Here is a 14,375-nt window from a genome sequence, read left to right on the forward strand (position 1 = left end):
TGCGAAGCTCCATAGGATGTGATTTGCCCATCTCGATCCCCTATATCTGGAAAGATCAGGGAATCAGAAACCGTCCAAGATGGGAAGCCTGAATCATATGAACGGCGACTTGCTCTAACCGTATGGTTTTGCCCAAAACTGCTTGTCTGCTTAACAATTCGGCTGTGGGAGCGTGCTTTTGCTACGCAACAACTTTCCAAGTCAGCAACATCTTGGGTGCACAAGCTAATGGGGCAGACCAGCCCGGCACAAGTTTGTCGCCAAATGGTCTCTGTCCGTGTCCAATTTGTAAGGAGTGCGCCCCGCCCAATAAGCTGCCGTCGATTGGGGTTCCAGAGAGAGTAATTCTGTGGTGACTTTAAGCGCTTCATCGCCCTGACCCAGAGCGGCATAACTTGCTGCCAAGTACACCAGCATTGACGGTGTCTTAAGAGACCGTATGCCTTGAAATGTGCGGATTGCGTCTTCATACTGCCGAGCGTCGAAATAAATCTGACCAAGCTGATCAGCATAATACTCGGGGTAGTGTGGATTGATCCGCATGCCCTTCAGCGCGTAGACAATCCCTTCGTCAGCCCGCCCCGCATAACTGCAAAACGCAGCCATATCTGTCAAAATGTCAGCGTCGTTCGGATTCAATTCGACCGCACGAAGCATGCGGCTAATTGTCAGATCGTGCTTAAGTTCGAGAAGTGCGCATCCGGCGATTGCCCAATGGGCCCAAGCTTCTGATTCATCGGCCCAGATCGCCCGGTTAGCTGCGTCCTGGCTTTTCTTGAGAGTGTCAGCTTCGTCATCCGTCCAACCGAAGAAGAGCCTCATCAGATAGGCCCAAGCCAGTTTGGCATGAGCTTTGGCGTATCGGGGGTTTAGCTGGATCGCTAGTTTGAAGTGATTGATCGACGCCGAGATCGAGTCTTCCGTAAATTTGTTCACCTCCTGCATGCCCTGCACGAAGTGATCGAAGGCAGTGAAGCTGGTGGGACCCGCATCGCTTGATCGTTCGCTTGCAGACTTGCGCAATCGGCCGCCGTAGGTTGTGGCCAGAGTACCTACGATTGTCTGGGTGATCTCGTCCATGACCCCAAAGATATCATCCACTTGCCGATCATAGCGTTCTGCCCAGAGGTGCTTTCCGGTCACCCCCTCGATCAGCTGCGCGGTGATCCTGATACGGTCTGCGGTTTTCTGGATGCTGCCTTCCAGCACATAGTTCACACCGAGGTCTCTGCGGATGTCCTGGACTCGTGTCGCCTTACCCTTGTAGGCAAAGCTTGAATTCCGCGCGATCACCGAAATATCTCGAAAGCGCGATAAATCAGTGATGATGTTTTCCGCAATCCCGTCTCCGATATATCCGTGCTCTGGAACGGCACTCATGTTGTCGAAGGGCAGCACCGCAATCGACAGGACGACTTCCTCAGGCTTAGCCTTCATACCTGTGTGCAGCCGTGCGCCACCGCGAAAGACGCGAAAGATTCTTACGGGTTCCGAGATGTTTTTAAGTTGCACAGGCCCAAGGTCTTCGGCACCAAACTCCAGCTTACCACGAACGGCGTCATATACGTTGGCAGCGATACACAGTTCCCCTATCCGAGCGAGGGACTCAAGACGAGCCGCCACATTCACGCCTTCGCCGAAGATGTCATCCCCATCAATGATCAAGTCACCGAGGTTGATGCCAATGCGTAGGGTGATGCAGTGATCCCCAGAGTCAGTTTCATTCACATGCGAGAGAAAATCCTGAACGCGCAGCGCACATTCCACGGCATCAACTGCGCTCTGGAATTCAATGAGAACACCATCGCCCATGAACTTGATGATCCGGCCCGCGTGTTCTGCGACCAGCGGCGTCAACACGTTTGCCCAAAAATTCTTTACTGCTTGGACAGTTCCCTTCTCGTCGGCTCCAACCATCAGGCTGTAGCCCACGATATCCGCCACCAGTACGGCCGAAAGTCTACGCTGGACGCGGGTCTCATTCATCGGTTGACACCACTCAAACCTATGCTTTTGGCTTTTATCCCAAAAGCCGGGTTCCGTCCAATGATCTATGGCCAACTGTCGGCGACCCGATGAGCCGTCAGTCAAGGTACCAAGGGGGGTTCGGCTGCTGGCATTGTTAGCTACACTGTTGCTTTGACAGAACTCACGCGCTCCTGTCTCTGACCAAAATGGCCGCTAGCGCCGCGTCAGTTTGCCGATGATCAGGGCGCAGGCCCCAGCCAAGAGGCTTAACGCGAGGCCAATGCGGGCGGCTTCGGCCATGCCGCCGCCGGGCAAAGCGGTGTCAAGGGCGAGGACCGGGACGGTGAAGCCGAGGCCGAGCAGCATGGCGATCAGCAGCAGCTCCCGCAGGCCGATACCTTGCGGCAGGGTGCGGCGGGTTATTTTTGCCGCCAGCCAGCACCCGAGCAGGAAGCCAAAGGGTTTGCCGATCCAGAACGCGGCGAGGGTGGTGATTGTGGTGGGGGCAAGGGCCGACAGATCAATGCCGCCTCGGGTCAGGCCGAACAGGAACAACACCAGCGCCAAGGGTCGCACCAACAGGTGGGCGAGGCGGTTGAGCGGGTCTTGCAAGAAATTCTCGGCCTCGGCGAAGAAGCCGAAAGAGCGGTCGGCGTGCGGGATGGCGGGGATCACCGGCAGCAGGCCAAGCGCCGGGGGCAGGCCCGCACAGGCGACGCCGATGAAAGAGATCGCTCCGGCCAAGATATAGGGCCAAAGCATCAGGCCGCGGCGGCGCGCGGTCTCAGACGCGTTGGGGTTCGGGCGGCGGCCATACAATGCCCAGACGCCAAGGCTGGCGAGCAGCGGCAGCGCAAGCCAGCCCAAGCGGAACAGACCACCGCTGGGATAGGACAGGCCCAACACCAGCAAGCCGAGAAAATCGCAGGCGATGGTGACCAGCAGCAGCACATGCAGCGCCGGGTGATTTGGCCCGAACACCCGGCGGCCCAAGACGTAGCCGAGCACCACATCAGAGCCGAGCGGGACTTGCCAGCCGATGGCAAGGCTGGATTCGGCGGCGGTCTCGATCAGCGCGCCGGTGAGTATCCAGACAAGGGCTGCACCCAATGTCGCTCCGATCACACCGCCAAGCGGCACCAGAGATTGCGGGCCAGACAGCGCGCCACGCTCTAAAATCAAGGCCTCCCACAATTCCTTACCGACGAAGAACATGAACAACGCCATCAGCCCGTGCGAGGTGAGCGAGGCGGGGGTCAGGGCCGGGCTTTGCAGCGACCATTGCGTCAGCCACGCGGGCAGCATTTCGGTGACACCTGAAGGGGCGTGCAGATCGGTGATGCGTCCTTCGACGAAATCATAGTAACTTGCGGCATCCAGGTTAAGCCAAAGCGTGGCGGCAAGGATGCCAAGGCAAAGGGCCAAGGCGAAATGGCGCACGAAGGGCGAGACACGATACATAGCGGGATTCCGGGGAGGCGCGCGGTTTATCCCTCACTATCTGGGGGGCAGCGGCGTCACAATCAGGATTTGGCGGAAGTCTGCAAGTGTTGCTGTGCTGTTGCGGTGCGGCGTTTGTAGCAGTAGCGATGGCAAAACGGAGGATGTGATGCAAAGTCTCGATCAGGCTTATGGCGCGATGCAGACGGGGGATGCGGCGGCGGGGTTGCAGTTTTACCGGCTGCTGGCGGATGCGACGTTGTTTTTGCTGCTGGAGCGCGAGGCTTCAGGCGAGCGGGTGGACCCTAAGGTGTTCGATCTGCCGGATGGGCCGGTGCTGTTGGCGTATGATTCCGAGGAACGGTTGGCGGTGATGGGGGGCGGGCAGTCGGTTGCAGGCCTGCCCTATGCGGCGCTGCCGGGGCGGTTGATCGCGCAGCAGATGCTGGGGCAGGGGCTGTCTTTGGGGCTGAACTTTGGCACTGGCGCTGCGTCCGAAGTGCTGTTGCCGCCGGAAGCCTTGCGCTGGCTGTGCGAGATGTTGGAGGCAGCTCCGGTCGAGGTCGAGGCAACACCTGCGCAGTTTTTCGCACCGAAGGGTCTGCCAGAATCGTTGAGCGATGCTTTGAGGTTTACGCTTGGCGGGGCGGCTGGGTTGGCGCAGGCGGCACTGCTGGTGGGGGTGCGCTATAGGGACGGGCGGCTGGGGCATATATTGGCGGTGATAGATGCGGCTCCGCGCGCAGAGGAGGCTTTGGCGCGGGCGTTGTCAGAGGCTTTGGTGTTTTCCGGGCTGGAGGCGGGGGAGTTGGATGTAACGTTTTTGGCATCCAGCGATGCGGCAGTGGTCGAGCTTGCCCGGGTCGCGGTGGTGTTTGAGGTGCCGGAACTGGTGGTGGAGGATACGATAGAGCGCGCGGCGCCGGGGATGGATGGCAAGCCGCCGCGCTTGCGATGAAGGCTGGGGGTTTCACACCCCCAGACCCCTGTGGGATATTTGAGCAGAGAGGATGACCATTTTAGTCAAATTGTTCGGAGTGAATATGGGGTAACTTAATACCGCATATCGCAAATCATTGAAAACGTATAATTTTATATTCGTTCTGCCGCTTGACGCTGCGCACTGGTTCAGCGATAAACCGCTATCCGAAATGCGAGAGGTGACTCTCGCCCTCTCTCTTATGGGTTCAAGATGAAAACCTTCTCCGCTACGCCTGCGGACATTGACAAGAAATGGATCCTGATCGACGCCGAAGGCATCGTTCTGGGCCGTCTTGCAACGATCGTGGCTTCTATCCTGCGCGGCAAAAACAAGCCGACCTTCACCCCCCACATGGACATGGGTGATAATGTTATAGTCATCAACGCGGACAAAATCCAGATGACTGGCAACAAGCGCAACGACAAGATCTACTACTGGCACACCGGCCATCCGGGCGGCATCAAGCAGCGCACCGCCAAGCAAGTCTTGGAAGGTGCGCATCCCGAGCGCGTCGTGGTCAAAGCTGTTGAGCGTATGATCACCCGCAACCGTCTGGGCCGCGTTCAGATGACCAACCTGCGCGTTTACGCGTCGGCTGAGCATCCGCATGAGGCGCAACAGCCCACCGTTCTCGATGTTGCATCGCTGAACCCGAAGAACACCCGGAGCGCATAAATCATGTCCGAAATCAAATCTCTCGACGATCTGAAATCGGCCGTTGGTGCGGCTTCCCCGGCTGCTCCTTTGGCTATCGTGCGCGTCGCTGTGCGTGACAAGCTGGGCCGCTCTTATGCGACCGGCAAGCGGAAAAACGCGGTTGCGCGCGTCTGGATCAAACCGGGCTCGGGCAAAGTGGTTGTGAACGGCAAAGAGATGGCGGTTTATTTCGCGCGTCCGGTGCTGCAAATGATCCTGCGTCAGCCGTTCACGGTTGCTGGTGTCGAAGGCCAATTCGACGTGATGGCCACGGTGGCGGGCGGTGGTCTTTCCGGCCAGGCTGGTGCTGTTAAGCATGGCGTCTCGAAAGCCTTGCAGCTTTATGAGCCCGCTTTGCGTGGCGCTTTGAAAGCCGCTGGCTTCCTGACCCGCGACAGCCGCGTGGTGGAACGTAAGAAATACGGCAAGGCGAAAGCCCGTAAGTCGTTCCAGTTCTCGAAGCGTTAAGTTTCCCCTCTGGGATTTGGCAAAAGGCCCGTGGTGTTCCACGGGCCTTTTGTTTTGGGTTGCTTTGACCCATAGATTTCACCGCAAAAGTCTTCCCCGCTGGGAATGACTTGTGTTTGTGCGTCTCTCTAAGACCCATTTCCACAATATGTTGTGGTTCTATGCGGATTGGCCACGCCTTGGCTTGGATCAAAGCCGTAAAAAAAACGGGCCGGAATAACCGGCCCGAGGTTGGGGAACAGCGAGAATGGGTCAGGCGCGCCAGAACGGCTTTTCGGCCTCAAGTTCCGCGTGGTCTTCAGAAAGGCCAATGTCGCGCAGTATATGTTTCGGCATCTGTGCCAACTGCTTTCGGGTGCGATAGCGCAATTCCCATGCCGCGACGGTCAGCGCGAGCGAGACTGCGATGCGCGAAATTGGCGGCAGGGCTTGAGCATTCAGAGCGAGGGCTTGGTTATACGACATTTGCTTCATCCGATTGTATTGATACAAGATGCAGTTGCCTGCTATGATTGATACAATGCCAGCCGGCGAATCGCCAGAGGAACATTGTTATGCATACAATCTGGGTGCCCGATCTCGCCGGCGATGAAGGGCCGAAGTATCTGTCGCTGGCGCGGGCGTTGCGAGACGCGATCCGCACCGCGACCTTACCGCAAGGCACACAATTACCGACCGTGCGCGATCTGGCCTACCGCTTGTCTGTGACGCCGGGGACGGTCAGCCGGGCCTATCAGATTGCGACGCAGGAAGGTCTGCTGGAGGCGACGGTGGGTCGCGGCACTTTTGTGGCAGCGCGTAAACCGAGGCTGGGGCCGACGCAACCCTTGTTCACCGATCGCGATCCGGGGGTGGACGAGGGCCGGGTTGATCTGCGCTCACCGCAACTGCCGGATGTTGGACAGGTGGCGATTTTTGGTGATATTCTGCGCAAGGTTTCCCTGAGCGTCGGCACGGAATGGCTTGATTATACACATCAAAGTGGTGAGGCCCCGCTGCGTGAAGCGGTGGTGGGCTGGCTGGCCAACCGGGTGCTGGGGCCGATTGGCGAAGATGATGTGATGCTGACGCATGGCGGGCAAAGCGGCATCGGACTGATTCTGGATTGCTGTTTGCGCGGCGACCGTCCGGTGGTGCTGATCGAGGATCTGGCTTATCCGGGCTTTCGCTATGCCGCGCGTGCGGCGCGGGCCGAGGTGATCGGCATTGAACTGGATGATGAAGGTATCCGCCCGGATGCGCTGGAAGCCGCCTGCAAACGTTATGGCGCGCAAGTTTTGTGTCTGACGCCAAGCGCACAAAACCCGACCACCGCGCGGATGAGCCCCGAACGTATGTCCCAGATTGTATCCATCGCGCGGCGCTATGATCTGCAAATCATCGAGGATGAGTGCTATTTCTATTCCGGCGCGCCCGACCCGGCCTTGCGGGCTTTGGCTCCCGAGCGGGTTTGGTATGCGGGGTCACTGTCGAAATCGGTGTCGGCGGCGCTGCGGTTTGGCTATGTGATTTGCCCGAGCGGCATGGGGCCAACCGGGCGGCTGGCGGCGCAGCACGCGTTTTTTGCGCTATCAAAGCCGCTGGCCGAGTTTGCGCTGGAATTGTTCAACTCGGGGGCTGCGCATACGATCCGCGCAAAGGTTGAGGCAGAGTTTTCTGAACGTTTGCAAATGGTTGTCAACCGTTTGGGCGCGTTTGATCTGTCTTGGCAAAAGGGTATCCCGTTTGCATGGTTGCGGCTGCCGCAAGGCTGGCGGTGTTATACGTTCACCCGGATGGCGGAAGAACAGGGGGTGTTGCTGCGTGCCGCCGACCAATATGCGATGAGCAATGGGCGGGCCCCCAATGCGGTGCGTCTGGCGATTGCGGGGGGTATCCCGCGGCAGCAGCTTGACGCTGGCCTCGCGGCGTTGGGATACATGCTGCCGCGGCCGCCGAACGATATGGCAGTTTGATTGTGTGACTTTCTGGACTCGGCTCGCACACAATCCTTTTGGCAGGAATTGACCGAAAGGCGGTCGGTGCGCAAGATTCCAACCTTAGAACAGGTTAGCCAGACCCATAAAAGAAAGGCCCGAAAATGGGACTTCAAACCACGTTTCACGCGCCGGGAGCGGGCGCGGATTTTCTGGGCATGCGCAAGTCGCGCACCGGCCTGACCGAGATTGTCTATGATGACGGCGCCAAGCAGCGGCTGGTCTGGCGGGTGTCGGATGGCGCGGGCGATCAGGGGATCTCGGATGCGTTACAGGCCGCGGTGGGCGCGCAAAGAGTGCTCGCCCGTCTGTACGACGAGCTTAAAAAGCGGGCGATTGAGATCGAGCGGATCTGAATTCATCCTGTTTTCCTTGCGCGATGGTCCCTTGGCGGCAATGATCGGTCAAGATTTGCGATCAGATAAGTCTTGCGCGGTTTCGCAGGATCGGCTTAATTTGATCAAAAGACGCAAAGCTGTGCCAGCCAAGGCGCAACAGGGGGGTTGGGATGCAATCGAAACCAAAGGTGCGCTTCAGGGGATCTGAGGCCGCCAACGGGCTGTTGATGATCAGCCCCACCGCGATTTACGCGATCTTGCTGCTGGCGGCCCCGTTGGGGATGATCTTGGTCTACAGCTTCATGACCGACGGATATTTGCAGATTATCCCGCATTTTCAACTGTGTAACTACTTTGGTGAATGTCATTCCATGAAGGAGGTTAACGGCGTTCTGACCGAGTCGCAGACTTATAAGGGGGTTTGGTCGGACCCGCTGGCGTTGACGCTGATGTGGCGGTCGCTGATGATTTCGATGCTGGTGACGGCGGTGACGGTGCTGCTGGCGTTTCCGGTGGCCTATTACGTCAGCTTTTACGTCAGCCCGTCGAGAAAGTCGTTGTGGCTGTTTTTGATCACCATTCCGTTTTGGACCAGCTATCTGATCCGGGTGTTCTTGTGGAAGGTGATTTTGGGCACCGGTGGGCCGATCAACTTTGGGCTGCTGGAACTTGGCCTGATCCAAGAGCCCATCACCTGGCTTTTGTACAACGTCAATTCGGTGGTGATCACCCTTGCGCATGCCTATGCGCCGTTTGCGATCCTGCCGATTTTCGTCTCATTGGAGAAGATCGACCGCTCGTTCCTTGAGGCAGGGCGTGATCTGGGCGAAAGTCCGTTCATGACGTTCTGGCGGGTGACCTTGCCGTTGGCGATGCCGGGGGTGATTTCCTCGGTGCTGATCGTGTTCATTCCGACCATTGGCGATTATGTGACACCGAGTTTGGTTGGCGGACCAGAGGGTAAGATGGTCGCCAATCTGGTCGAGCTGAATTACAAAAAGCTGGACAATTACCCGCTTGGATCGGCATTGGCGGTGTCGTCGATGGCGCTCGTGATGGCGGTGAGCCTGATATTTTTGTTCCTGAACAGGCGATTCTTGCGGGGGAACAAGCGATGAAGGGCGGTTGGTTTCGTGGCTATACGATCTTCTATCTGATCTTTCTTTACGCGCCGATCGTGCTGCTGCCGATCTTTGCGTTCAACAATGCCACCACGATCGCCTTTCCGCTGAACGGCTTCACCACGATCTGGTTTAGCAAGCTGTGGGATGATCCGGCGCTGCATCATGCGCTGAAAAACTCGCTGATCATCGGCTGTAGTGCCGCGGTGATCTCGACCTGCCTGGGGATTTTCGCCTCGCGCGCCTCAAGCCGCTACGCGTTCCCGTTCAAAACGCCGCTGATGGGGCTGATCATGTTGCCGTTGGTGATGCCGGATATCATTCTGGCGGTGGCATTGCTGACGGTTCTGTTGGGGATCGGGATGCCGCTGTCGTTGTTCACGGTGATCTTAGGGCATGTGCTGGTCTGCACGCCGTTTTCCATCGCAATCTTATCGGCGGCGTTTCAATCCTTGGATCAATCGCTGGAGGAGGCCGCTTATGATCTGGGCGAAACCCCGATTTCGGCGTTCCGCTTGGTGATCCTGCCGCTGGTGCTGCCGGGGATTATCTCGTCCTTGCTGATCACCTTCACCATCAGCCTTGATGAATTCATCATGGCGTTCTTTCTGGCGGGCAATGAAAACACTCTGCCGGTCTATATCTTTGGCCAGTTCCGCTTTCCGCAGAACGTGCCAGTCATTCTGGCTTTGGGGACGATCCTTGTCTGTCTGTCCATCGCCTTGCTTGCAACCGCAGAATATTTCCGCCGCCGTGGCCTCGCCAAAACCGGTGGTAAGGATACTGGAGGCTTCCTGTGACGTCTGAAACATCAACCGCTGCCGATCAGACGATGATCGAGTTCAAAGACGTGCATAAATATTATGGCGATTATCACGCCCTGCGCGGCATCACTGCGACGATCAAAGCGGGCGAGTTTTTCAGCCTGCTCGGGCCGTCTGGCTGTGGGAAAACCACGCTGTTGCGCACCATTGCCGGGTTTGAGGGGATATCCTCGGGCGTCGTGATGATTGACGGCAAGGATATGGCCAATGTGCCAGCCAATGTACGGCCGACCAATATGGTGTTCCAAAGCTACGCGATTTTCCCGCATCTGACGGTGGAGCAGAACGTCGGCTTTGGTCTGCGCAAAGATCCGCGCTCGGCTGCGGATAAAGCCAAGGCGGTGGCGGAAGCGCTAGAGATGGTCGGCCTGAAAGGCTACGGCGCGCGGGCGGCGCATGCGCTTTCGGGCGGGCAGCGGCAGCGGGTGGCTTTGGCACGGGCGTTGATCCTGAAACCGAAGGTGTTGCTGCTGGATGAGCCGCTGTCTGCGCTGGACAAAAAGATGCGCGAGCAGATGCAGATGGAGCTGATCAAGCTGCAACGTCAGGTTGGCATCACCTTTATTCTGGTGACGCATGATCAGGAAGAAGCCTTGGTGATGTCCGACCGGATTGCGGTGATGTTTGAGGGTGAGATCGCGCAACTGGCCGATCCTGAAACGTTGTACAGGCGTCCGAACAGCCGGAAAGTGGCTGATTTCATTGGCACGATGAACTTCCTGCCCGCCGATATTCTGTCGGAAGTGGATGGCAAGGTGGAGGTTGAGGCCAAGGGTTTTGGCAGGCTTACGCTGGATGCCGAACAGGTTTCAGTCGCACCGGGCAGCTCAAGCGCCTCAATCGGGTTCCGGCCCGAGACGCTGACCATCCTGTTTGATGGCCAGACTGCAACCGACCGCGAAAGTAAGGCCGAGGTGGTCGAGGTCGTTTACTACGGCGACATGACCTATTACGACATCAAGCTGGAAGGCACCACCGAGCCGATGCGGCTGTCGATGCGCAACGTGTTCGGGCGGCCTGTGCTGGACATCGGCACGCAAACCCGCGTGGCATGGTCGCCGGGGGCGCTGGTGCTGTTCCGCTAGTTCGGCCTAAATCAGTACCCGTTGGTGGCTGAGGAGCGCGCCGCGCGGGAGTATTTTGGCCAAGATGAAACGGGCAGTCAGTTGTCGGGCCGCAACAGCCCCAGCCCGCGCAGATAGATTCCGATGCCTGCTTCCAGCAGATCTTCGGGCGGAAACGGGCTTTTGGCCCCCGGTGCGCCGCGCATATAGAGTTCAACCACACCATGGCTCAGCGCCCAGATATGCGCCGAGAACATCGTCGAGGGCGGGCGTTTGTTTGCGGGCAGGTGTTGCGACAGTTTTTCGGCGGCTTGTTCCAGCACGGCGCGGGCTTTTTGCGCGACAATGGCCAGATCGGGATGCGCTTGCAGGCTGAGGCCGGATTCAAACATCGCCATGTAATGGCCGGGATATTTGCGCGCGAAAGCCAGATAGGCACGGCCCGTGGCCTCAAATGCGGCCAGCGCGGTGGGCTGGCCGTTGTTATAAGCAAACTCCATCAATGCCGCGAAAATGTCATAGCCTTGGCGGGCGACTTCGGCGATCAGATCATCGCGGCCAGCGAAATGGCGGTAGACGGCGGCGGGGGTGACATCGGCGGCTTTCGCGGCCTCGGACAAAGTAAACCCGGTCGGGCCTTGATCGGCGATCAGCTCTAGCGCTGCCTCAACCAAGGCCTGCCGCAGATTGCCGTGATGGTAGCCTCGTTTCACCCTTTTGGCCTTTTCTTCGGCCCACCGCAGATTTTCTCATCAATCTTGCCGATTACATTCAGGTCTTTGCCTTTGAAATCCAGCGCCAGCAGGATGTTCTGGATCGCGCAAATCCGGGTGCGCAGTTTGTCATCCGACAAGATCACCGTCCAAGGCGCGTATTTGAAATCGCTTTGGGCAAAGGTTTCATCAATCGCAGTGCTGTATTCCTGCCATTTCGCCAAGCCATCAATGTCGATCTGGCTGAGTTTCCACTGCTTCAGCGGGTCTTGCTCGCGGTCCAGAAAGCGCTGCAACTGCTCGGCTTGGCCAACTTCCAGCCAGAGCTTGACCAGCACAATCCCCTCATCCACCAACATCCGTTCAAATTCAGGCAGTTGCCGGAAGAACTTCGCGCGCTGCTCGGGGGTACAAAAGCCGAAGACATGTTCGACAATCCCGCGATTGTACCAAGAGCGGTCAAAGAAAGCGATTTCCCCCGCCGCAGGCAGCCAATCGACATAGCGCTGGAAATACCATTGTGCGGCCTCACGCTCGGTCGGCTTTGGCAGCGCGACGATGCCCGCGACGCGGGGATTGAGGTTCAGATAGGCAGCAGAGATCGCCCCGCCTTTGCCCGCAGCATCGCGGCCCTCAAACACCACCACCATGCGTTTTCCCGTGGCTTTGATGTCAGCGGCCATCCGCACCAGTTGGACCTGAAGGGCGTCCATGTGCGTTTTGTAGTCAGTTTTCTTCATCTCTTGGCGGTAGGGGTAATCCTTCCACAGGATTTCATCGTTGCTCGCCTTTTCGATGGTCTTGCGCACCTCTTTCGGGGCGGCTTCTTTGAGATAGCGGCTGATCGCGCCGTCAAAGGGCAGGTCCATGGTATCCTCCGGTTGGCTTTCATCCACTATGGCGATTGTGGGCTTGCGCGCAATCCAGAGCGTTCGGCGGCGCGTTCAATCGCCGCAAGCGTTTCGGCGCGGTGGCTGTAATGCGGCATGTGGCCTGCACCCGCAATGACCGTCAGATGCGCGTTGGGCAGGCGGGCGGCGAAGGGTTCGGAATGGATGTTGATCGGCACGATGGTGTCGGCAGTGCCGTGGATCATCTCAATCGGCAGGGTAAGCTGGGGATAGAGCGGTTCTTGCGCCACGATTTCTGCGCGCAGATCATTCACCTGCGCGAAGTTGGCGCGTAGGGCCGTGCGGCGCATGGTTAATTTCGCAGCGATGGCCTTGGCATAGCCGGGCGGCACCGGATCGGGTGCGAAGATGGCAGCGATGGTGGTGTCGAGATAGCTGTCGGGGGTGTAGGCTGCGGCCAGTGGCGGGATCAGGGCAGAGCCTATGGTGCTGTCGCTGAGCCGGTAGAAGATATCCAGCGCGCCGGGCCATGGCAAGGAGGGGGCCGAGATTAGCACCAAGGCACGGGGTTTTATTGGGGCATAAAGCGCCCAGGCGAGGGTGACAGAACCGCCATAGCTTTGGCCGACGATGATCGGGTCTTTGATGCCAAGCTGTGCTGCGGCGGCGGACAGATGCAGGGCTTGACCGCGCAGGGATTGATCAGGGATCGGGTCTGACCAGCCGAGGCCGGGGCGGTCAAAGGCAATGACGCGGTAGGTTTTTTCAAGGTCGGCGGCCAGTGCCATGGTCATATCGCGGGCATTGCCTGAAGCACCATGGATCAGGATCAGATCGGGGCCTTGGCCTGTGACATAGACATGCACCCGCAGCCCGTTGACGACTAGAAACTGGCCTTCAGCCGGGAATTCGGCCAAGATTGCGGCCTCACGCGACTGCGCACGCCACAGGGTTACACCTGCGACACCGCCTAGAAGGGCAGCGGTTATCAACAGCTTAGCGGCCAATTTCTGCCATCTCATACGGGGTGCCCTGATAAATCTCGTTGATCCAGTTGCCGTAAAGCAAATGCGCGTGACTACGCCAGCGGTTCAACGGAGGTAGGGCGGGATTGTCATTCGGGTAGTAATTATCCGGCACATTGATCGGGGTGCCAGCGGCGATATCGCGGTCATATTCCTGCTTCAGCGTGTCGCTGTCATATTCAAAATGGTTGAAGATATAGAGCGCGCGATGCGCCGGGTCTTCGACCAGACAGGCACCGACCTGATCGCTGCCCAGAAGGGTGCGCAGGCCGGGAGCTGCGTCAATCTCGGGCTGTTTCATCTCGGTCCAACGGCTGACGGGAATGACAAATTCATCGGAAAAGCCGCGCAGGAAGGGCGAGGTTGGGGCCAAGTTCATATGCCGGAAACAGCCGAAAGCCTTGTGGTCCAGCATGTGCTTTTTGACGCCGTGGAAATGGTTGATCATCGCCATGCCGCCCCAGCAGACGCCAAAGGTGGAGAACACGTTGGTCTGGGTCCAATCCATCACTTCGCAGAGTTCATCCCAATAGGTGACCTCCTCGAAGGCGAGGTGTTCGATGGGGGCCCCTGTGATGATCAACCCATCGAATTTCTCGGATTTCACCTCTGAAAACGGGCGGTAGAAGGTTTCCATATGCTCGGCGGCGGTGTTTTTCGCCTGATGTTCGGACATGCGGATCAGTTGCAGATCAATCTGCAATGGCGTCGCACCGATCAGCCGGGCGAATTGGTTTTCGGTCTGGATTTTCTTCGGCATCAGGTTCAGCAGACCAATGCGCAAAGGCCGGATTTCCTGCGCCTGCGCCCGTTCCGGCGACATCACCATGACGCCTTCGTTCCGCAGAACGTCAAAGGCGGGCAGGCTGGCGGGCAGGGTGATCGGCATGGGTTTATCCTGATATTGTC

At 58.2% G+C, this 14,375-nt stretch carries 15 protein-coding genes; 8 read left to right on the plus strand and 7 right to left on the minus strand.

Features of this window, described 5'->3' with window-relative positions; translation table 11 throughout:
• Window positions 1-225: 225 nt before the first annotated feature.
• Both ACP7AP_RS14810 and ACP7AP_RS14815 read right to left on the minus strand, forming a co-directional pair.
• On the minus strand, window positions 226-1,986 hold the full coding sequence (locus ACP7AP_RS14810) for an adenylate/guanylate cyclase domain-containing protein (protein ID WP_426035082.1): 1,761 nt from the start codon (window positions 1,984-1,986) through the stop codon (window positions 226-228).
• A gap of 195 nt (window positions 1,987-2,181) precedes the next feature.
• Window positions 2,182-3,429 carry a Na+/H+ antiporter NhaA gene (locus ACP7AP_RS14815; protein WP_426035084.1) on the minus strand — a complete coding sequence of 416 codons (1,248 nt, stop codon included), beginning with the start codon at window positions 3,427-3,429 and terminating at the stop codon, window positions 2,182-2,184.
• A 148-nt stretch (window positions 3,430-3,577) separates the two neighbouring features.
• On the opposite strand from ACP7AP_RS14815, the gene ACP7AP_RS14820 reads away from it, so the two are divergent.
• The 3 genes from ACP7AP_RS14820 to rpsI all read left to right on the plus strand — a co-directional run bounded on the left by ACP7AP_RS14820 (window position 3,578) and on the right by rpsI (window position 5,554).
• Entirely contained in the window at window positions 3,578-4,366 is a 789-nt protein-coding gene (locus ACP7AP_RS14820; protein WP_426035086.1) for an SseB family protein, read from the plus strand.
• 234 nt (window positions 4,367-4,600) lie between these two features.
• Complete coding sequence (gene rplM, locus ACP7AP_RS14825) at window positions 4,601-5,065, plus strand: 50S ribosomal protein L13 (protein WP_304927036.1); 465 nt, start codon at window positions 4,601-4,603, stop codon at window positions 5,063-5,065.
• Window positions 5,066-5,068: 3 nt separating this feature from the next.
• A complete protein-coding gene (rpsI, locus tag ACP7AP_RS14830) occupies window positions 5,069-5,554 on the plus strand; it encodes a 30S ribosomal protein S9 (RefSeq protein ID WP_426035089.1) in 486 nt (161 codons plus the stop codon).
• A gap of 252 nt (window positions 5,555-5,806) precedes the next feature.
• Here the strand turns inward: rpsI and ACP7AP_RS14835 are convergent, their stop codons facing one another.
• Window positions 5,807-6,019 (minus strand): DUF1127 domain-containing protein, encoded by a 213-nt coding sequence (locus ACP7AP_RS14835; RefSeq protein WP_426035091.1) that lies wholly within the window; start codon window positions 6,017-6,019, stop codon window positions 5,807-5,809.
• A gap of 89 nt (window positions 6,020-6,108) precedes the next feature.
• Here ACP7AP_RS14835 and ACP7AP_RS14840 point away from each other — a divergent pair, with 89 nt between their 5' ends.
• From ACP7AP_RS14840 to ACP7AP_RS14860, 5 genes are all read left to right on the plus strand, one after another.
• Window positions 6,109-7,509, plus strand: coding sequence for a PLP-dependent aminotransferase family protein (locus ACP7AP_RS14840; RefSeq protein ID WP_426035093.1), 1,401 nt, complete (start codon window positions 6,109-6,111; stop codon window positions 7,507-7,509).
• 125 nt (window positions 7,510-7,634) lie between these two features.
• A complete protein-coding gene (locus ACP7AP_RS14845; RefSeq protein ID WP_426035095.1) occupies window positions 7,635-7,886 on the plus strand; it encodes a hypothetical protein in 252 nt (83 codons plus the stop codon).
• A gap of 152 nt (window positions 7,887-8,038) precedes the next feature.
• Complete coding sequence (locus ACP7AP_RS14850; RefSeq protein ID WP_426035097.1) at window positions 8,039-8,986, plus strand: ABC transporter permease; 948 nt, start codon at window positions 8,039-8,041, stop codon at window positions 8,984-8,986.
• On the plus strand, window positions 8,983-9,789 hold the full coding sequence (locus ACP7AP_RS14855) for an ABC transporter permease (RefSeq protein WP_426035099.1): 807 nt from the start codon (window positions 8,983-8,985) through the stop codon (window positions 9,787-9,789). Before ACP7AP_RS14850 ends, ACP7AP_RS14855 begins: the two co-directional genes overlap by 4 nt.
• A gap of 32 nt (window positions 9,790-9,821) precedes the next feature.
• Window positions 9,822-10,898 (plus strand): ABC transporter ATP-binding protein, encoded by a 1,077-nt coding sequence (locus ACP7AP_RS14860; RefSeq protein ID WP_426035224.1) that lies wholly within the window; start codon window positions 9,822-9,824, stop codon window positions 10,896-10,898.
• Between the two features lie 77 nt (window positions 10,899-10,975).
• On the opposite strand, the gene ACP7AP_RS14865 is transcribed toward ACP7AP_RS14860, so the two are convergent.
• From ACP7AP_RS14865 to metA, 4 genes are read right to left on the minus strand one after another with little or no spacing between them, the layout of a single operon-like run.
• On the minus strand, window positions 10,976-11,590 hold the full coding sequence (locus ACP7AP_RS14865) for a TetR/AcrR family transcriptional regulator (RefSeq protein ID WP_426035101.1): 615 nt from the start codon (window positions 11,588-11,590) through the stop codon (window positions 10,976-10,978).
• On the minus strand, window positions 11,587-12,459 hold the full coding sequence (gene ppk2 / locus ACP7AP_RS14870; RefSeq protein ID WP_426035103.1) for a polyphosphate kinase 2: 873 nt from the start codon (window positions 12,457-12,459) through the stop codon (window positions 11,587-11,589). The genes ACP7AP_RS14865 and ppk2 overlap by 4 nt, the downstream gene beginning before the upstream one ends.
• Window positions 12,460-12,485: 26 nt before the next feature.
• A complete protein-coding gene (locus tag ACP7AP_RS14875) occupies window positions 12,486-13,463 on the minus strand; it encodes an alpha/beta fold hydrolase (RefSeq protein ID WP_426035105.1) in 978 nt (325 codons plus the stop codon).
• Entirely contained in the window at window positions 13,438-14,355 is a 918-nt protein-coding gene (gene metA / locus ACP7AP_RS14880; RefSeq protein ID WP_426035107.1) for a homoserine O-acetyltransferase MetA, read from the minus strand. The genes ACP7AP_RS14875 and metA overlap by 26 nt, the downstream gene beginning before the upstream one ends.
• Between the last annotated feature and the right edge of the window lie 20 nt (window positions 14,356-14,375).

Source organism: Cypionkella sp. TWP1-2-1b2, assembly GCF_049896245.1.
In the GTDB taxonomy this organism is placed as follows: Bacteria; Pseudomonadota; Alphaproteobacteria; order Rhodobacterales; family Rhodobacteraceae; genus Cypionkella.